The organism is Bacillus timonensis (assembly GCF_000285535.1).
Classification (GTDB): Bacteria; Bacillota; Bacilli; order Bacillales; family Bacillaceae_L; genus Ferdinandcohnia; species Ferdinandcohnia timonensis.
In genome coordinates, this window is the sequence record NZ_HE610986.1 from 606,543 (window position 1) to 625,921 (window position 19,379).

A 19,379-nucleotide genomic window follows, 5' to 3' on the forward strand; every position below is an offset into this window, starting at 1 on the left:
TTTTTTATTGTTTTTGTTTAGCGTATGAATATCGAAGACCACGATACATTTTAATTAATGGACGGTATCCTTTTCCAACAAGACCGATTTTCTCAACAACAAGCTCAATGATGAGTAACAGTACAAATAACACAACGATTGAAACCCACACAGTAGCTTGAGAAAATACAATTGCTGCTAGACCAAATAGTGCCGCCATTCCATAAATTAATAAAACTGTTGTTCGATGACTATAACCTAAGCGAAGCAAACAGTGATGTAAATGTGACTTATCTGGTGCAGATAATGGCTGTTTATGAACAATCCGACGTATGATTGCAAAGAACGTATCTGAAATAGGAACACCAAGAATGATAATCGGAACGATGAATGAAATCATTGTAACGTTCTTAAACCCTAATAAGGATAGAACCGAAATCATGTATCCTAAAAACAAAGCCCCGGTATCGCCCATGAAAATCTTCGCAGGATGGAAGTTGTATATTAAAAATCCAAGAGTACTACCAAGTACTAGGAATCCCATTGCTGTAACAAAAGCGTCTCCCATAATAATCGCCATACCTGAAATAGTGATTAATGCGATTGAAGAAACACCAGCAGCAAGCCCATCCAAGCCATCGATTAAATTAATTGCATTTGTTATACCTACAATCCATAAAATCGTAATAGGAATACTCAAATATTCAAAATCCAGGACTCCAAAAAACGGTAAATTGATATAATCAATTTGTACTCCGCCATAAATGACCACGATACCCGCTGCTACCAATTGTCCCAGGAGCTTTAACTTTGCAGAAATCTCAAACATGTCGTCTAAAACTCCTGTAATAACAATAACAAAACTGCCCAAAAGAATCGCAAATGAATATTCGTCTTCTGGACGTAAGACAAGGTATCCGACAATAAAACTGATATATATCGCTAACCCACCGAGACGCGGCATTACTTTTTGATGAACTTTACGTTGATTTGGTTTGTCAGTTGCCCCAATTTTATAAGCAAGTTTTTTTACAAACGGTGTAATAATAATTGATGTGATAAAACATAAGATCAAGGTCAAATATAACATATAGACCCTCCTCGTTATTAAGATAACCAATTCGAGTACGATTACAAACATAACAAATCAAGTTTTATTAGCACTATTTTCAAGATAAAGTATTTTTATCCCTTCTAGTTATCTTGATAACTAGTAAAACAACACAAAATATATAGTAACACATTCGTTAATTGACTTAAATAGCAGCACAAACATATTTATTTTTTCAACATTATTATAGACGTAAACAACAAGAAAATAGTTTCACTTTGTGCCTGCATTTAAATATATCATCATTTTACGTTCTGTCAATGAACAAATTATTACGATAACGCTCTGCTTTTTTCCCTGTCCCCATATATCTCCAAGATTTTACTCAATAGGTAGTTTTGGTCATTTTCTTTTGCTAGGATTTCTCCCTTTTTGACAAGCTCCTGACGAAGAGTTTCATTCTCTAGAACCTCCATGAGTCCATCATATAACGAACCTGAATCTTTAGGTTTAATGAGGATACCAGCACCGTCAGCTAATAAAAAAGATAATCCACCAACATCGCTCGCTACAACAGGAGTATGACAGGACATAGCCTCAAGGGCAACGAGTCCAAAACCTTCATTATAAGATGGCAAGACAAACACATCTGATGCCGCCATCCAATTGGCTACATCTTTTTGAGACATTGGACCATGAAAAAATACATCGGCAAGGCCATTTTCTGCTACCATTTGTTGAACTTGGTTATAAAACGACTCACTTGCAACCCGACCAATTAAATGTAAAGAAGCGTTAGGCTTTACTTCTTTTACTTGTTCAAATGCCTGAATTAATTCTTTAACGCCCTTTGCTTCAATCAGGTTCCCTACAAATAAAATCATTTGTTCACCATTTGGCTTGCCTATTATTTTTCTAGCATTTTCTTGGCTCTGTGGCATAAAGACACTTCGATTTACTCCCATACTAATAATCGAAAGTTTTGAAGTTCCTACTCCATATTCTTGATGGATCTCTTGATATAGGGTCTGTCCAACAGCAATTACATGGTCTGCTTGGGTAAGGACGAGCTTTGTCAGATCCCCAGTGATACGATTGATTTTTGCCATTTTATGAATATCCCCACCATGTGCGGTCACAACAAATTTGCTCTTCCAAATTTTCTTATAGACAAGACCTAGCACTCCTGACGGAAATACATAATGTGCATGAACCACTTTATATCGATAGCCGACAAAAAGAAGGAAAAATGCTTTTAACATCCACATCATATACTTCGTTAGAATCCCTTTTCTTTGGGTGTCAGGGTTTTGGATGGCGACTACATCAACAGTTAACCCCTGTTCTCTAAGAGCCTCTACTTGATTTTTCACAAAGATTCCAAATGTTGGAGATGACTCGCTTGGATACATATTACTGATAACTAAAACACGTTCCCTTTTCACTGTATGTCTCCTATCATTACTTTTTAACAGAATGAATTATGAAAAAAGGCTGACATAAGTCAGCCACATATTTAATCACGTAAAGCTTTTACTAAAAAAGCTGGTAGGATAAGCTGTCTTTTCCATCTCCATGGTTCTTTTAATAAACGATATAACCACTCTAGTCCAAGAGATTGAAATCCTTTAGGAGCTCGTTTTAAATTACCAGAGATAACATCAAAAGAACCGCCGACGCCTTGGAAAATACTTGGGAAAATATCATTCATATTGGCTAATATCCAATTTTCTTGTGCTGGACTTCCCATCGCAACAAATAAGATATCAGCTTGTGATTGATTAATGGCGTCCTTTACAACTTCCTGATTCTTTTGATAGCCATCCATTGTCCCCACAATTTCAATTCCTGGGTACATGGCTTCTAATTCACGTTTCGCCGTTTCAGCGACACCAGGTTTTGCACCGTATAAAAAGACCTTTTTATGATGATCCCTTGCAGCTTCACATAGCTTAAGCATCATATCAATTCCAGTAATTCGATTTCGAATTGAACCTTTTTTCAACTTAGAAGCAAGAATAACTCCAATTCCATCTGGAATTTGATAAGTTGCAGAATTTAATAACCGATGCAAATCAGGATCCTCTTGCGCCTTCATAATTTTTTCTGGGTTAATAGCCACGATTAATGACTTTCTTTTTTGGTCAATGTCTTCAAGGATTTTGGTAATTAACCCTTCATATGAATCCACGCAAACATCAACACCTAATATTTTTTCCTTCATGTTCAAATCACCTATTATGACGTTTAGTTTTTGGAATCCCCAAGTGCAAACACGTCAAATCCATTTTTCTTCCATAGTGTACGATCAATACAATTTTTTGTATCAAGAATAATCTTTGTTCTTAATTTTTCAGCAACAACCTCTGGTTGAAGTTCCCTAAAAGCTTGATGGTCAGTTAACACTAATAAAAGATCAGCGTTCTCAACTGCTTCATCCAATAATTGTGTCTGACGTTCTAGTTTATTTTCTTTTATATGTGGATCGTAAGCTGTGTAATCAATTCCTAACTCTTCAAGATGGTGAATGACTTCAAGAGATGGACTTTCTCTCATATCATCTATATTGCCTTTGAATGCAAGCCCTAGTACTGCAACTCGTGGGTGTTGAATACCTGCATTACTTAGAATTTCCTTTGCTTTATTTGCTGTAAAGGCTGGCATGCTATCATTCGTCTTTCTAGAAAGATTCACTATGTTTGCTAGTTCTGGCTGAAGTTCCACTAAGAACCATGGATCCACTGCGATACAATGTCCTCCTACCCCAGGGCCAGGTGTATGAATATTAACGCGTGGGTGATGATTTGCAAGGCTAATAGCCTCCCAAACATTTACTCCAATTTTATCGCTAATTTTTGCTAACTCGTTTGCAAATGCAATATTTACATCGCGGTACGTATTCTCGATAACTTTAACCATTTCAGCAGTTGTAGCATCTGTAAGATGAATTGTTCCTTTTACAAAGGTTTCATACAATTCCTTTGTTAATTGTGAAGACTTTTCATTAACTCCGCCCACAATTCGATCATTATTGACTAATTCAGTAAAAACTCTTCCTGGAATAACACGTTCAGGTGAATGTGCTACATAAAGCTCGGTACCAATTTCTAGACTTGATTCCTTTAGAATTGGAAGCATTACATCTTCAACAGTCCTAGGTGGTACTGTTGATTCTAATATCACAAGATTATCCTTTTTTAAAAAAGGCGTAATGGATTTTGTAGCTTCCCGTACGTAATCCATGTTTGCTGTTTTATCCGAATTGATTGGAGAAGGAACTGCAATGATGTAAACATCAGCTTCAACGGGAGTTGTAGATGCATGAAAATGACCACTATCTACTGCTTTATCTAGCCTTTCTTGTAACCCAGGCTCCTCTATATGCAATTTTTTATCATTAATCATGTTTACTGCTTTCTCATTTATATCTACCCCATGGACCTTATAACCATGGTTGGCAAACATTACTGCAGTTGGAAGACCAATATAGCCAAGCCCAACAACACAAATCTTTTCCATGTTAAAAATCTCCTTTTGATATGGCTCATTTATAGTTTTCATTTAAACCTAACAGATATTATAACAAAAAAAATATTTTCTGCTAAATTATTGCTGAAATTTAATACAAATGTCATCCTTTGGTATATTATCGAACTTTTTAGTTTATTCAAACCAATATATTGTGTGTGATGTTATTTTATCCTCTACGCTAAGCTTCATGCAGTCTTATTCCTACTTAAAAATAAAAATTCTATTCAAATTACCCTGCTAATCTTGAATTTACCATACTATCAGACTATCAAACTATTGTAGAAATAAGTAGTTTTTTGTATGATTATGGAATAATAAATAGTTTAGGAGGTAGAATATTGAAGAAATTTCTGGTTGTCCCCTTGTTATCTGCTTCTCTCCTTGTTTCGAGTTTGGGAACCACAACTCCAAACGCCGTACATGCAGCAAGTGACAAACAAGTAACTGTAAAACTCAATAACTACTTAAAAAATGAAAAAAAGGTAGAAGTAAATGTTTCTTCTACATACCAACTTTCAAACAATGATAATATCACATTATCACCTGGACAGGATTATTTTGTTCGTCAAGAAAATTCTTCGTTAAACCTTTACAAAGGAAGTTCAAAGGTAGTTAGTGGAGTAAAAGAATTTTCACTTACACCTGCTGTTTACCAATCCAAAACATTGTCCGGACAAACTCGTTATGACACTAGCACAGCCATTGCAAATGAAGGCTGGAGTAGTAGTGAAGTAGTTGTCCTCGGTAGAGGCGACCTACCACTTGATGCTTTAACAGGTAGTGTTCTTGCAAAGAAATTCAACGCACCACTTTTATTATCTAGATCTGAAGAATTACCTGATAGTGTTTTAAACCAAATTAAAAAGTTGAATGTCAAAACAATATATATCCTTGGTGGAACTGGTGCGATTTCACAAGATGTTGAGAACAAACTTACACACGAAGGAATAACCGTTATACGTGTAACTGGTGATACACGGTACGCTACTTCTGTTGAAATAGCGGGCAACATTTCTGGTTTTTCTCAAGTATTTATCACAAGTGGAGATGAAAATTCTCCGGATGCACTTTCCATTGCATCTTATGCTGCTAAGAACCAAATTCCAATTCTTTTAACAAAATCAAATGCGTTGGATAAAAATGTTAAGCAGTTCCTGGTTAACAATAAAATTTCAAAAGTCTTTGTAATTGGTGGAGACATGGCGGTTTCTGACAATGTAATAAAAGAAATCAAAAACACCGGAATCTCCAATGTCGAACGCGTAAAAGGTACTGACCGATATGCAACTAGTATTGCCATCGCAGAAAAATTTAATTTTAATAAAAATAACATCCTCTTTGCGCAAGGACAAGTCTTTATCGATGCTTTACCAGGCGCTGTGTTAGCAGCACAAAAAAATGCTCCAGTTCTTTTAACTCGTAGGGATTCACTTCCAGCTTCCACTAAAAGCTGGTTAAAAACAATCGGTGTTCCGTTTGTTTACTACTTAGGCGGTAATGGAGCCATTAGTAATAGCGCACGAAATGATATAAAAGAAGCATTTATGGGAGATACCACTGATTCTTATATTTCCCTAAATAACCGCCCATATTTTGGGGATATGAAGTTTACAATTGAAAATGGAAATATTAGACCTTATAATACATTGCCATTTGAATTGTATCTTAAAGGTGTAGTTCCTTCAGAGATGCCTGCAAGCTGGCATGTTGAAGCACTTAAAGCTCAAGCTGTTGCAGCTAGAACCTATGCACTTTCTCGCATTAACTCATTAGATGATACAGTTTCATCACATGTGTATGGGGGATATATTTGGAAGGACAATCCTAGCGCCTATGTCAATTCAAATAAAGCAGTTGAAGAAACAGCAGGGCAAGTTTTGAGTTATAATGATAAATTAATTTCTGCAGTTTATTCATCAAGTAACGGGGGCCATACTGAATCCAATTCTAATTATTGGGGAACAGCTCAAGTCCCATATTTACAAGCTAATAAAGACGACTTTGATCCTAAAATTCAATGGTCGATTGAGTTCGCCAAAGACCAAATTAATACGTCAAATCTTGATTTGAAAAACCCTGATAAATGGTGGAATTCAACCTCGGACATAAAAACTTGGAAAAAGGTTTATGGATCAACTGTATCAACATACAGTAACAAAGAAACGTTAGATTATATTAAGAAATACATTAATGATTATTATTATGGTAATACAGATATCAAAATTGTAAGTATTTCTAATGTTTTATTTGCTGACAAAGATAAAAACTCAAGCGGCAAAATGACAAAAGGGACAATCGTTGTTGACTTCTTTGTCAAAGATAAAAACGGCACTTATCGTATGAATGAAAAAACAAATGAAATTCGCAAGTATACAATGACAGCCGACCTCAGCATCAGCCGGTTCCGTTCAATGTTTGGAGCAACGACATTTAAGAGCTATCACACAAATGGTGTAACTAATAGCAATGGAAAAATTATAATTAATGGTCTAGGCTATGGTCACGGTGTTGGTATGAGCCAATATGGTGCACAAGGAAGAGCCAAAGCTGGCCATTCGTACAAGCAAATTCTAAAATTCTATTACCCTGGTGCAGAGCTTGGAAAGTAAATAGTAAGTTTAATTTAAGAAAGCCCCCTAATAGTGGATTAATCTCCATTATTAGGGGGTATTTTATTTCACTTTTCGTTATTTCAATGACAAACAAATTTTGTTTAGTTATAATATTCTAGCAATTGTGTTTTTTATCCATATATAGACAGCTTTAGACCTAGAAAACTTTACAATTGTCACACCATAATCAAAGGGGAAAATTATGAAAAGACTAGAAATTTGTTTATTATTTGTACTGTTTCTTGCATTATTTGTCTTCTCATCTAATTCTGTGGGAGCGGAAACACCTAAAAGAGTATACGGAAGCGATCGGATAGAAACCTCTATTAAAATTTCTCAAGAGGGATGGAAACAGGCTGATACTGTATTTTTATCAACCTCATCTAACTTTCCTGATGCTTTAGCAGGCGCTCCATTGGCATATAAATACGATGCTCCAATCCTATTATCGTTAAAGGACAATATTAGAGAAGATATCAAAAAAGAAGTTATTAGGTTAGGGGCAAAAAGGGTTATTTTACTTGGAGGAAAGGCCGTTTTATCGGACACTTTAAAAAATAACTTAGAAAATCTTGGCCTTGAAGTAAGAAGAATTGGTGGAGCAAATAGATATGAGACAGCAACGTTAATCGCAAAAGAACTTGGAAGTGAATCCAAGCTCGCTTATTTGGTATACGGTGGAAACTTCCCCGATGCATTGGCATTGTCACCTCGTGCTGCATCTAGTGGAACACCCATTCTTTTAACCCAAACTAATACCTTGCCTAATACAACGAAAAAGTTTTTAAAGGAGAACGAAATTCAATCTTTAACAATAATCGGTGGTAATGGGGTTATTTCAAATAAAATAGAAACAGAACTTAATAATGTGATAAAAATCAACACGGCCCGATTAGATGGAGAGGATAGATACGAAACGGCACAAAAAATTGTTCGTTATGGTTTTTGCGAGCAGGAAAAAGGTATAGTTGCAAGGGGTGATCACTTTGCGGATGCCTTAACAGGTGGTGTTTTTGCAGCAAAGACCAATGCTGTAATGTTTTTAGTTAAGCCAAACGCAATGCCTGAATCCTCACTTTCATCAATGAAAGTTACTTGCCAGAACGTAAAAAACTTTACTGTATTGGGTGGCAAAAATGCAATTAGTGACCTTGTTGTAAATACAATAGATGCAACATACCTTTCCTCAACGGAATCGCTTAAAGAACTAATTTGAAACTTCCAAAACGGAAAAGTTGCCGTTGACGGTTGGACATATAAGCTAGGTTCTACGATTGAAGAGAATAAATTAGGTCTTCAAAAAGCATATACATCAAGAATTGATTCCACTGATACTGGTTGGAAAATAAAAGAGTACCTATTTCATAAAAATCTAGCTATATCTTATCGTATCGATCATGAAAAAAAAGGTGAATTAGTATGGATATCCTTTGCAGATGATAATCGGGTGGATTTACATTACTATTATATAATTGAAGTATTAAATGAATTGAAGTTGAAATACCAGGAATACCGAGGAATGATATTTTCTAATATTACATATAATTACAATGGGCATCAATTAACGTTTTACTTTGATTATCAAGGAAATATTATTCGTATCGTTTTACTTAACTAAGTGGCGTTTACAAAATATATCTAAAAGTGACTTCTCATAAAAAGAGTAGAAAAGTATCTTACTTTTCTACTCTTTCCCATTTATTCAACCTTTTCTAGGCTGGATTCGCCTTTATAGCCGGCTTCTCCTGTTAATTCAAATCCATCTTTAACCAATCCCATTGCTGGCGCAAAATACTTCGTATAAATCGTATCAGCCCCCTCAACTTCATCGGTTACCTTTTGAAAAACATAAACGTCCTTAAATGAACCATAAGGTACTTCAAGCTCTACGCCTGTCTCTACTACTTTCCAATCAGCATTTTCTTTATTTGAGATAAATACGTCTGGATCCTTCATCGCATTAAAAGAATCTAACTGGTTTTCATATGGATCTAACTCCTCATTTTCTTCAAGCACAAGTGCTATTTCATCCTTTGTCCAGCGATAAATTTGAAGGGTTTTATTACCACCTAAGTCAATCACAATTTGGACATATTCATCATTAGTAGCAATTACCTCTTCAGTGAACATCACTTCACCGTTCTCAGTAAAGACTTTCTTAGCACCTACTTCTGGTCGATATAATAGGAAACCTTCATCTGTTTGTTCTTCCTGTTCAACTTCCTTACTTTCTTTTTGCACAGGAGATTCAGTGTTATCTGAAGTTTCTTTTGTAAGACTTTCCGTCGTACCTTGGTTAGATTCTTCAAGTTCATTCTGGCTCGTTCCGCATGCAGTTAGAACGAATCCAATTGTTAATACAAGTAGAAAAATGACTATTTTCTTCATGTTTGACACTCCTTTTAAAAAAGACCCGATAATGTTTATCGAGTCTTTTCTTTTTCATTATCTTACGGTATTTGCTAGTGATTCGATAACTGGAGATTCTACCACTCCACCAATCACATTTACTTGATCAATCTTATTACTTGTTTTGTATTCCAAAAGGAAAGATTCTATACTTTTAGGTATCTCATCTTTAACCAATATAAGTGGAGCATTTGTACCAATTGACAATGGTGATGCAGTTAGTGCATCTGGATAATTAATACCTGTTGCAAGATTGATTGTATTTGATGCAAGACTATCTTTAAAATACCATAACACACTTGCTAATGTATCGTAACGAGTTTCACCTGATAAACGTGAAAGGCTCACAACTCCTGAAGACTTAACTTGTCTTTCTAATCCAGTTGACAAGACTGCTGTACCACCCACAAGAATAACTTTCTTACCTTGAAGCGTCTGATTTAATTGGACTGTTAAATCTTCTTTCTTTGTTAAAGCAATAGCCCAACCTTCTTTTGCTGCAATCGGTGCTACTGAAAGGGCATCCGCAAAGCTAGTCCCAGAGGCAACAAATACTCCATTTACGTTACCTAACTGCTTTATGATTGCTTTGTTCGTATCATAACGCGTTTTCCCTTCGAGTCGCATTGTTTCAAGATTTAGAGCTTTAAGTGTATTCTCTGCTTCTAGAGATACCGCAGCCTTTCCACCTAAGATGACCACCTTTTTAGCACCTAGACGGATAATCTCTTGTTTTACGGCCTCATCTAAAGTGTCCGTTCTTGTTAACAAGATTGGTGCCTTTTCATAAACATTTGCTAAAGGTCCAGCAGAAAGTGCATCTGCAAAATCGTAAGCAGTCGCTAAGATTACAGTTTTATTTTCTTTTTCTGCAGGAAAACCATTAGGATACAATTGTTTCGAAATAGCAACCGCTGTTAATACCCTATCTTTTCCTGATACTTTATTCGTTTTAATCGTTCTTGTAATCTTCACATTAGAATTATTACTCCAGAGAACATCTCCAGAAGACTTCTTCATGATTTTAGCATTTTTTTCACTGAAGGCTTTCGATAAAGCATAAGAATAATCAAAGTAACTTGCCTTCAAACTATCTCCAACATATAGTTCATAATCTGATGGAACATAGTTTGACCAAAGAGTCCAATTCTCTTCAACTGAAGTTACCCTTGTATTCTTATATTTCCTTGCATAAGCGATTGCTTGTTCCTCTGTTCGGAATTCCCCTAGCAGCCCTAATGTTTTATGGTACACTTCAAAATTATGATTCGTTGCATAAATATCAACTTGCTTGTCTTTGTCAAAAACCCTTGTAGTTACGGACTGTTTATTCGCAAATGCAATGGCTGCATCCTTTGTTTCAAAGGTACCAAGTTTCTTACCTGATTCCACATTGTATACCTCAAAAACTTTAAAATACTGGATAGCTCCTTGTGCAATTGCCTCAGCCGCTTTTTGTTGATAAGCAGCAGATTTAATTAGTGATTCTTCGTATTTATTCGTCATAAATCCTAATTCAACTAGAATCGATGGCATTTGCGCATTTCGAATCACATAAAAACTCATATAACTATGTATTTTTCGGTCTGGGCGTTTTAGTTTTGAAACTAGACGTGGGTGAACTTCTTCTGCAAATCGTTTACTATCATTCAAATATTGGAGTTGCATTGGATCTGGAGGATAATCTGCATCATAATACTTTTTCCCATCATAATAATAGGTCTCCAACCCGGATGCATAAGGACTTGTCGCAGAATTGTGATGAATAGAAACAAAAAGACTGTTATCATTATTACCTTTTGCAAATCCGTTGGCAACCTGCATTCTAACATCCATATCTCCACCTTTATTTTGCAAATAAGGTGCAAATTCAGTGTCAGTTGTCCGATTCAGATAAACCTTGATGTCACTGTTTTTCAAGACATCTCGTAGTTTTAGTGCTACCTGTAGGTTCACATCTTCCTCACAAATTCCTGTTTTATTTCCGGAAAAACCGCAAGTTCCTCCAAATTTTCCGCCATGTCCAGGGTCAACGACTAAAACCTTTTCTGCAAAACTATTACCTGGAGCTATAAATAAGAACACTCCAAACAATAAAAGTATGAATCCTAAATATTTAACTTTCATCGTCTCCCCCCATATTTCTCGTAAATTCGTCAACATTTTACATTATATCACCTATTAATTGCTTATTCTATAAGACTGGCAAAAGTTTGTAATAGAAACACAAAAAATCTGTTAATTCGATTAATAGTCCTAAATAACTAGAAAAAATATGTAAAATTATGTAGATTTTATGTATAATAGAAACGGTTGCCAAAACACTAGAACAAAAGACCTATATTTTTTTCAAAAGAATATAAGTTTGCTCCGCCTTAACAACCAACTACTACTTGAGAGGAGAAAAAAATGTTTAAGAAAATCACAAAGAAACTGGCCTTTTTTGCTATCTTATTATTACTTTTTTCATATGGCCAAGAGAAGGTATTTGCAACAGATGGTGAAGCAGAACCAAATAACTCTATTCAAACAGCTACACCTATTTCCGTAAATAAAGACTACACTGGAGTATTGCAAGACTATAATGATCGACAAGACTATTATAAGTTTTCATTATCCAAGGCCGGTAATATTACTTTTGAAATGGAACAAATCGTTGGGAAAAGTTGGAGTATCGAAATTCAAGATAAAGATGGCAATGATTACTCTGATACATATACTTCTTACGACAGTTATGCAAATGGTAAAACCGCAATAGAAGTAGGTTTACCTGCTGGAGAATTTTTCATTAAAATTAGTAACAATAGTAGTTCATATGGTACACCTTATAAATTCAACGTAAAATTTACTGCAAGTGACTTTTACGAAAAAGAATTCAATAATACAATACAAACAGCGAGTAAGGTATATGTAAATAATACATATAAGGGAGTACTTCAATCTCTATCTTCCTATACCTCCGATAAAGACTATTATACTTTCACCCTATCTAAAGCAGGGAACATAAAAGTCAAGATGGATAGACAAGTTGGCAGTAGTTGGAATATTTATATAAAAGATAAAGATGGTAATAACTATGCCGGGGTACATACAGAATACGGTAGTTATGCAAATGGAGAAGAAACTGTTGAAGTTGGACTTCCTGCAGGAACATACTATATCTATCTTGCTAATCATAGTAGTACTACGAATGTGCCTTATGAATTCGATTTAGTATATACGCAAAGTGAAAATTATGAGAAGGAATACAATAATTCAATCCAAACAGCTACTCAAATAAATGTAAATCAAGATTATCATGGTGTACTTCAAGATGGAACATCAAATAATGAGGTAGACTTTTATAAATTTAAATTAAACAAAGCTGGAAATATTACATATACAATGGATCAAAAAGTTGGTTCAAGTTGGTATGTTTCTATCATTGACAAGAACGGTAATGTATATGACAGATTTAATACTTCCTATGGGGAATATGCGACCGGTCAATCAAAGAGTAATATTGGGTTACCTGCTGGTGAATACTTTATTAAAATCAATAATTATTCTAGCTCATATAGGGTTCCATATAAATTTCAGGTTAAATATGTAGCTGGTGAAAATTACGAGAAAGAGTTTAATGAAGGGATTAGTACAGCCACACCGATTAAACTTAACAGTGAATACCAGGGTACTATTCAATCTTCTGATACAGATTATTATAAATTTACATTAAATAAGTCTGAAAGCTTGAGCCTAATCATGAAGCGGATAGTTGATTCAAGTTGGAGAGTGCAAATCCTAGATGGTAACGGTAAATCATACACTTCTTTCAGTACTGAATACGGTCAGTATGCAACCGGAAATGAAGTTGTTAACATCGGTTTATCATCTGGAACTTATTATATCAAGATTATAAATTACAGTAATTCTTATCAAGAACCATACAAATTTAAACTACAAAAGCAAACAGATCGTATTAATGGTGTAAACCGATATGAAACAGCGATCAAGATTTCACAAATGGGCTGGAAAACAGCAAATACGGTTGTCCTTGCAAAAGGTAGTGACTTCCCTGATGCATTAGCAGGTGGTCCATTAGCCTATTACCATAACGCACCAATCCTATTAACAAGTGATAAATCATTAACACCTGCTACAAAAAAAGAAATACAAAGGCTAAAGGCTAAAAAAGTAATTATCCTTGGAAGTGCTGGAGCTATTTCTAACAATGTTGAGAAAGAAATAAAGAATATGGGGATTTCTGTTCAACGAATCGGTGGAAAAGATCGCTATCAAACAGCTGCTTTAATCGCAAAGCAAATCCCAAGTAAAAAAATTGTTATTGCAAACGGCGTAAACTTCCCTGATGCACTTGCAGTTGCTCCATATGCCGCAAGAAATCAAATACCTATTTTACTTACAAAACCTACTAGTCTACCTGATGCAACAAAAGCACAATTAGCTGGGAAGACTTCTTCAATTGTTGTCGGTAGTAAAACGGTTGTAAGTAATGAGATTATGAAGCAATTACCAAAACCTGTGCGATATGGTGGGGCTGACCGATATGAAACTGGGAAACTCATTAACGAAAATCTAAAGCTTGGTACAAATGTTGGTTATGTTGTTACCGGTTTGAACTTCCCTGATGCATTAGCAGGTTCAGTTCTTGCCGCTAAACAAAATGCACCCATTTTATTAGTTCGTAATAACAGAATGCCTTCACCTACAGCTTCTCAATTAGCAAAATACGATTCCTTCACAATTTGGGGAGGAGCAGGTGCGGTAAATAAGAGTGTTGAGGATACGTTGAATAGTAAATTAAACACACTTAAATAAGAAAATTTAAAAATAGAGAAGAGTGCAATTTGCGCTCTTCTCTATTCTTTGTAAAGCCTCTTAAATATTTTACATTTATGTTGCTATCTGTCGAATTGTGGTGCAGGAAATAGCGGTTTTGTGGTAAACTATACCCACTCTGATAATTTGAGATGAGGTTAAAAAGTTGAAAAAGAAATTAGCAATTGCGAGTTTATTATTGGTCATAGCCTCCCTCTTTTTAAAGGTTTCTGGGCTATTACGTGATATGATATTAGCGAATTATTTTGGTGATTCGCCCGAAGCTGCAGCTTACTTAGTTGCCTTCATCATTCCAAATATGTTTATACTATTTTTTACAACAGGTATGAAAAATGCGTTTGTTCCAACCTATATTCAATCCATGGAACGTGGCCAGAGTCACCATCACTTCTCACAGGTACTGCGTGGAACAATATCCATCGGATTTGTAATTACTATGATAGGTATAGTGGCAACTCCTTTTTTTATGCCACTGATATTTCCTGACTTTACAGCAGGGACATTGCAAATCGCAAAGACATCTTCGATTATCTTTTTCATCGCTGTTTTATTTGTTTCGGCAAATGCAGTATATGAAGCATACCTAGATGCTGAAAATCGTTTTGCGTTATCAGTTGTTTCACAAATCCTTGTAATGGGGTCGTCAATTATTTCAGCACTTTTATTTGCTGAGAAAATTGGGGTATATTCCTTTGCTTACGGCTATATGGTGGGAACCATATTATCCTTTATTGTAAAAAAGGTATTCTTTATCCCGAAGGGTTCACATAAATTAATAGGTCCACTTGACAAAAAGGAAAACAAAGCCTTTTTCCTTATTTTCATCCCTGTTGCAATAACAGTTATGGTTGGACAGGTGAACCTATTTATTGATAACATTTTTGCAGGGAATCTATCCCCAGAAGCTGTTACCTATATTAACTATGCAAAAAATATTACCCATTTCCCTCAGGCGATAATTGGGGTAACAATTGGAACAATTATTTTTCCAATTTTAGCAAAAGCAGTTGCACAAAATAAGGTAGATGATTTTCGAGCAGCGATTGAAAAAGGGTTAATTTTAACCCTCTCCATCCTATTACCGGCAATCGCAGGCATGATGTGGCTGATGACGGAAATTATTACAATTGCCTATCAAAGGGGACAATTTACGGAAACTGCGACAGAAGCAACCGTACTAGTTGCGTATCTCTATGTTGGATCTGTTTTATTTTTCAGCTTACAAAATACAATCAACAAAGCATTCTATTCTAGGAATAAGGGTCATGTTATTTTAAGAATTAGTTTGTTTTCAATCTTACTTAACATCGGTTTAAATTTCCTATTTATTTCATGGATGGATTCTCATTTGGGAATTCCGCTTGCATCATCTGTGATGGCATTTGTGTATTTTGTATTGAATGTCGTTGTCTTCCAACGAATTGAAGCGCGTTTTAATTGGAAGGTACTCACACTTGAATCGATTAAGGTAATCGTTGCGGTAGCAGGAATGATAGGAATTCTTTGGTTACTCCAACCATTCACATCAAATCTTCCATCTATTATATACCTCGTTGTAACGGCATTAGTAGGTGCAATCGTATATGGTGTCTTGCTTCTATTATTTAAAGGGCAAGCAGTTGGTCTATTTTTATCAAAGGTTAAAAAAGGGTGAGAATATGAAACAGCTATTAATGAAGATTGCTTCCCCAGTTGGAATCTTAGTAACGAAAAAAGTTTTAACTAAGCATTATCAAGGCAGCATGCCATTAACCAGTATTGATAAGGGTAAAAAGATCGTTGTATTTGCTCCACATATTGATGATGAGACCATCGGCTTAGGTGGAACAATGATGCGGCTGAAACAATCAGGGGCTGCCATTCACATCGTTTTTGTGACAAATGGAGCAAAAAGCAATGGGCAGGATAATCAATTTGCAATAATTGAACAACGCAAGTCAGAAATTGAATCAATTCGTGACTTATTGGGAATCACTTCAATCCGCTACCTTGATTACGAGGACGGAGAAGTATACAAACAAGCTTCTCCACAGGATTTTGCAGATGTAATTGATGAGTTAACACCAGATTTAATTTTTACAACTGCTTTTATTGATGCACATACTGATCATGTGCACACTGCACATGCAGTAGCAGATGGTTTAAAACTAAGTGAGCACCAGCCAGAGGCTGTTCTTGAATACGAAATTAATTGTCCCTTTCCACCACAAGAAATTAATATGTTAGTTGATATTAGTGAAACATATAAGGAAAAAGTGGAGGCAACAAAAGTCTTTAAGTCACAGGTAATCGCATTTGATGGGTTTCATTTGTTGGCGAAGTTAAAAACAAATCTTACGAAACAGAAAACGGAAGCTGTTGAAGGATTCATCCGTTCAACGCCAACTTCATTTATTCAGAAGTCCAGTAATTTAAAAGAAGCAAATCTAACCCGTTTCGATCATATTTTTAAACAAGCAAATCGTTCGATTACTTTATTATGGGCAATTTTTCAGAATTACAAGGAGAAAGAAAACTTTTATTTGATTAAAAACAAATAAACTACTTAGGTGGGGTTTCATGGAATTTTTACAAAAGCATTCAGAAAAATTTGTTTGGCTAGCCGTACTATTGTTATTTTTCATCATAACAGCAATTCAAATTAATATTCTTGGCTATTTGCTTGGATTTGTTTTATTCATTTATGCTCTTTTCAAACCGAAAAATGCAATTTTATTATTGTTTTTATATATCCCAATAAGACCATTTATTATTGAATACGTCGGGAGTTTCCGTTACTTGGGGGATTTCTTAATTTTTGGGGCTTTGTTCAAAACATTTTGGGATTCACGCTCAAATATAAAAAGCTTATTTCAATTTAAATTATTCGAATATGCGCTTTTTGCATTTTTAGTAATTGGCTCTATTTCATCTCTTTTTGTGACAGGTATGTCCATCGTAACAGTCGTTTTACAAATCCGCGCATTTATATTGATGTACCTAGTATATTACATCGTAAAACGTATGGATATCACGAAAAAAGACGTTAAAAATATTCTATGGGTAACAATTTGGACAGTTATCGCCATTATTATTCAAGCCATTGCAGAAAAACTATTTATCCGTACATTCCTATTACCAGAAGCTTGGCAACAAATGGCATTATCGGCAAAGAATCGTGTGCGTATTTATGGAATGCTAGGAAATCCAAATGTTCTATCCATTTACTTATCGTTTGTATTCCTTTTATTCGTCTATATAAAACGCAATGTTCCATCCGTGAATTCAAAACTAATTGCCGTGTTAAATTGGTTTGTATTTGCGATTATTGTTTTAACCTATTCCCGTGGCACATGGATTGGTTTTGTAGTCATGCTTCTTACGTATTTAGTTATTTCGAAGAGATATACTATTTTAAAGGACTTTTTAAAAACAGCTATTCTTTCAGCGATTATTGTCATACTACCTTTAACTGGGTTAACGGCCTTAATCGAAAATAGTGATCTGGGTGCTGAAAAAGTGAAACAAATCCAGCAGTACGACCAGGAAGGTAAGTCAGGGTTTATTGACCGAATTGGTGGTACTTTCAGTGATGATACAATTTCATCAAGTCAAGGGTCTGGAAGATTGTTTATTGTTAAAAAAGGATTTGAAGTATTTCTTGATAATCCAATAATCGGAACCGGATTTGGTACTTTCGGAGATTCTGCATCACTACGCCAGGTTTCTCCAATCTATGATGACTATGACATTGGTTATCAGTTTTATTCAGACAATCAATATATCCAGATTATTGCTCAAACTGGAGCACTTGGTGTAATTGCCTTTGCTGTATACCTATTAAGTATGTTAGTTACATTTTGGAAAAGACGCGATGAAAGATTTTCAATTGTCATGATTGGAGTTATCTTAGCAGCATATTTTATGGGACTTGTATACAATCTTTGGGAAGCTGATATTTTCGGCTTGTGTTTCTTTACACTATTGGCTGTTGCGAATCACTCCCGAGAAGAGTTGCGCTCCCTACATCATTCACTGGAGTCTGAAAAATGATAAGATTATATCAAAAAAACGATGAAGTTGGGATTAATAAACTATTTAAGGCAGTGTTCAATAAAGAACGCAGTATTGAAGAGTGGAAGTGGAAGTTTGAAACATTAGGTGCAGAGAACCCTATTATAGTTGTTTTCGAAGAGAATGGTGAAATCATTGGTCATGCCGCATGTATTATATATGAAGACAAAATCGCAGAACGCGTTGATATTATGGTCCACCCCTCCCACCAAGGAAAAGGGATTTATAAACAAATTGTCCTTCGTATGGTTGAGGAATTAGAGAGTCGCCAGATTCACAATGTATATGGCTTTCCTGCAGAAGTTGCGAAAGCTGCATTTATCAAATATGGGAAAGCAACAGATTTAGGAAATATAGCCCTTATGCTATCCCCTAAGCTTTTCCCATCAAAAAAACAAGATTGGCTTCCGATTAAAGATGCCGATCTTGAAAAATTATCTACCTATCAAACATCATTAAATGAAATACATGTAAACAGGAGTGCAGAGTTTCTTAAACAGCGCTTTGCATTGCACCCTACACGCGACTATTTTGTATATGAGTCTGAAGGTAACGGCTATGCGATTGTCCGATTCGAAGGGAATAAGACACACTTACTTGATGTAGTGGGTCCTAACCTTAAAGCTGTTTTAAAGGATATAAAAAAACGAATAAACACCCGTTTTCTCATAAGTTGGGCGGTAAAAGATAGTCACTACTATAAGGCATTAAAAGGATCTTTGTTTTTCCATATTAAAAGCCCAATGCCACTCGTTGTCAAACAGCAACACAAGGATGCAAAATGGCATTTAACCCAGGCAGACGTAGATTCTTTTTAATTAATATCTAGAGGCTCTATCATAAAAAAATGATAGAGCTTTTTTTATTGTCCAAGCTATTCTAATTACAATATATACAACATAAAA

Annotated in this window: 13 protein-coding genes; 7 read left to right on the forward strand and 6 right to left on the reverse strand. The window is 35.3% G+C overall.

The genetic code is table 11. The annotated features are described in order from the left end of the window. Positions 1-4: 4 nt before the first annotated feature. The 4 genes from BTHG_RS11720 to BTHG_RS11735 form a co-directional block, all read right to left on the reverse strand. Positions 5-1,069 (reverse strand): glycosyltransferase family 4 protein, encoded by a 1,065-nt coding sequence (locus BTHG_RS11720; RefSeq protein ID WP_010676935.1) that lies wholly within the window; start codon positions 1,067-1,069, stop codon positions 5-7. A gap of 293 nt (positions 1,070-1,362) precedes the next feature. Continuing rightward, positions 1,363-2,475, reverse strand: a complete 1,113-nt coding sequence (locus BTHG_RS11725; protein WP_010676936.1) for a glycosyltransferase — start codon at positions 2,473-2,475, stop codon at positions 1,363-1,365. A gap of 71 nt (positions 2,476-2,546) precedes the next feature. After that, positions 2,547-3,254, reverse strand: a complete 708-nt coding sequence (locus BTHG_RS11730) for a WecB/TagA/CpsF family glycosyltransferase (RefSeq protein ID WP_010676937.1) — start codon at positions 3,252-3,254, stop codon at positions 2,547-2,549. A 23-nt stretch (positions 3,255-3,277) separates the two neighbouring features. After that, complete coding sequence (locus tag BTHG_RS11735) at positions 3,278-4,549, reverse strand: nucleotide sugar dehydrogenase (RefSeq protein ID WP_010676938.1); 1,272 nt, start codon at positions 4,547-4,549, stop codon at positions 3,278-3,280. A 350-nt stretch (positions 4,550-4,899) separates the two neighbouring features. Between BTHG_RS11735 and BTHG_RS11740 the strand changes: the two genes are divergently transcribed. Next, entirely contained in the window at positions 4,900-7,170 is a 2,271-nt protein-coding gene (locus tag BTHG_RS11740; protein ID WP_010676939.1) for a SpoIID/LytB domain-containing protein, read from the forward strand. 205 nt (positions 7,171-7,375) lie between these two features. Further along, positions 7,376-8,389 (forward strand): cell wall-binding repeat-containing protein, encoded by a 1,014-nt coding sequence (locus BTHG_RS24770; RefSeq protein WP_010676940.1) that lies wholly within the window; start codon positions 7,376-7,378, stop codon positions 8,387-8,389. Positions 8,390-8,871: 482 nt separating this feature from the next. On the opposite strand, the gene BTHG_RS11750 is transcribed toward BTHG_RS24770, so the two are convergent. Both BTHG_RS11750 and BTHG_RS11755 read right to left on the reverse strand, forming a co-directional pair. Further along, complete coding sequence (locus tag BTHG_RS11750; RefSeq protein WP_010676941.1) at positions 8,872-9,561, reverse strand: hypothetical protein; 690 nt, start codon at positions 9,559-9,561, stop codon at positions 8,872-8,874. A gap of 57 nt (positions 9,562-9,618) precedes the next feature. Further along, positions 9,619-11,709, reverse strand: a complete 2,091-nt coding sequence (locus tag BTHG_RS11755; RefSeq protein ID WP_010676942.1) for a cell wall-binding repeat-containing protein — start codon at positions 11,707-11,709, stop codon at positions 9,619-9,621. A 282-nt stretch (positions 11,710-11,991) separates the two neighbouring features. On the opposite strand from BTHG_RS11755, the gene BTHG_RS25810 reads away from it, so the two are divergent. The 5 genes from BTHG_RS25810 to BTHG_RS11780 all read left to right on the forward strand — a co-directional run bounded on the left by BTHG_RS25810 (position 11,992) and on the right by BTHG_RS11780 (position 19,292). Further along, positions 11,992-14,400, forward strand: coding sequence for a cell wall-binding repeat-containing protein (locus BTHG_RS25810; protein ID WP_010676943.1), 2,409 nt, complete (start codon positions 11,992-11,994; stop codon positions 14,398-14,400). A gap of 166 nt (positions 14,401-14,566) precedes the next feature. Next, a complete protein-coding gene (murJ, locus tag BTHG_RS11765; protein ID WP_010676944.1) occupies positions 14,567-16,075 on the forward strand; it encodes a murein biosynthesis integral membrane protein MurJ in 1,509 nt (502 codons plus the stop codon). Positions 16,076-16,079: 4 nt separating this feature from the next. Continuing rightward, a complete protein-coding gene (locus tag BTHG_RS11770; protein WP_010676945.1) occupies positions 16,080-16,961 on the forward strand; it encodes a PIG-L deacetylase family protein in 882 nt (293 codons plus the stop codon). Positions 16,962-16,980: 19 nt separating this feature from the next. Continuing rightward, positions 16,981-18,453, forward strand: coding sequence for an O-antigen ligase family protein (locus BTHG_RS11775; RefSeq protein WP_010676946.1), 1,473 nt, complete (start codon positions 16,981-16,983; stop codon positions 18,451-18,453). Then, positions 18,450-19,292: a GNAT family N-acetyltransferase gene (locus tag BTHG_RS11780; protein ID WP_010676947.1), complete on the forward strand. Its 843-nt coding sequence runs from the start codon at positions 18,450-18,452 to the stop codon at positions 19,290-19,292. Before BTHG_RS11775 ends, BTHG_RS11780 begins: the two co-directional genes overlap by 4 nt. Positions 19,293-19,379 lie beyond the last annotated feature (87 nt).

Excerpts from the sequence above, each read along its gene's own strand:
- BTHG_RS11720 (WP_010676935.1), bottom strand. The coding sequence starts at position 1,069 with ATGTTATATTTGACCTTGATCTTATGTTTTATCACATCAATTATTATT.
- BTHG_RS11730 (WP_010676937.1), bottom strand. The coding sequence starts at position 3,254 with ATGAAGGAAAAAATATTAGGTGTTGATGTTTGCGTGGATTCATATGAA.
- BTHG_RS11735 (WP_010676938.1), bottom strand. The coding sequence starts at position 4,549 with ATGGAAAAGATTTGTGTTGTTGGGCTTGGCTATATTGGTCTTCCAACT.
- BTHG_RS24770 (WP_010676940.1), top strand. The coding sequence starts at position 7,376 with ATGAAAAGACTAGAAATTTGTTTATTATTTGTACTGTTTCTTGCATTA.
- BTHG_RS11750 (WP_010676941.1), bottom strand. The coding sequence starts at position 9,561 with ATGAAGAAAATAGTCATTTTTCTACTTGTATTAACAATTGGATTCGTT.
- BTHG_RS11755 (WP_010676942.1), bottom strand. The coding sequence starts at position 11,709 with ATGAAAGTTAAATATTTAGGATTCATACTTTTATTGTTTGGAGTGTTC.
- BTHG_RS25810 (WP_010676943.1), top strand. The coding sequence starts at position 11,992 with ATGTTTAAGAAAATCACAAAGAAACTGGCCTTTTTTGCTATCTTATTA.
- BTHG_RS11770 (WP_010676945.1), top strand. The coding sequence starts at position 16,080 with ATGAAACAGCTATTAATGAAGATTGCTTCCCCAGTTGGAATCTTAGTA.
- BTHG_RS11775 (WP_010676946.1), top strand. The coding sequence starts at position 16,981 with ATGGAATTTTTACAAAAGCATTCAGAAAAATTTGTTTGGCTAGCCGTA.
- BTHG_RS11780 (WP_010676947.1), top strand. The coding sequence starts at position 18,450 with ATGATAAGATTATATCAAAAAAACGATGAAGTTGGGATTAATAAACTA.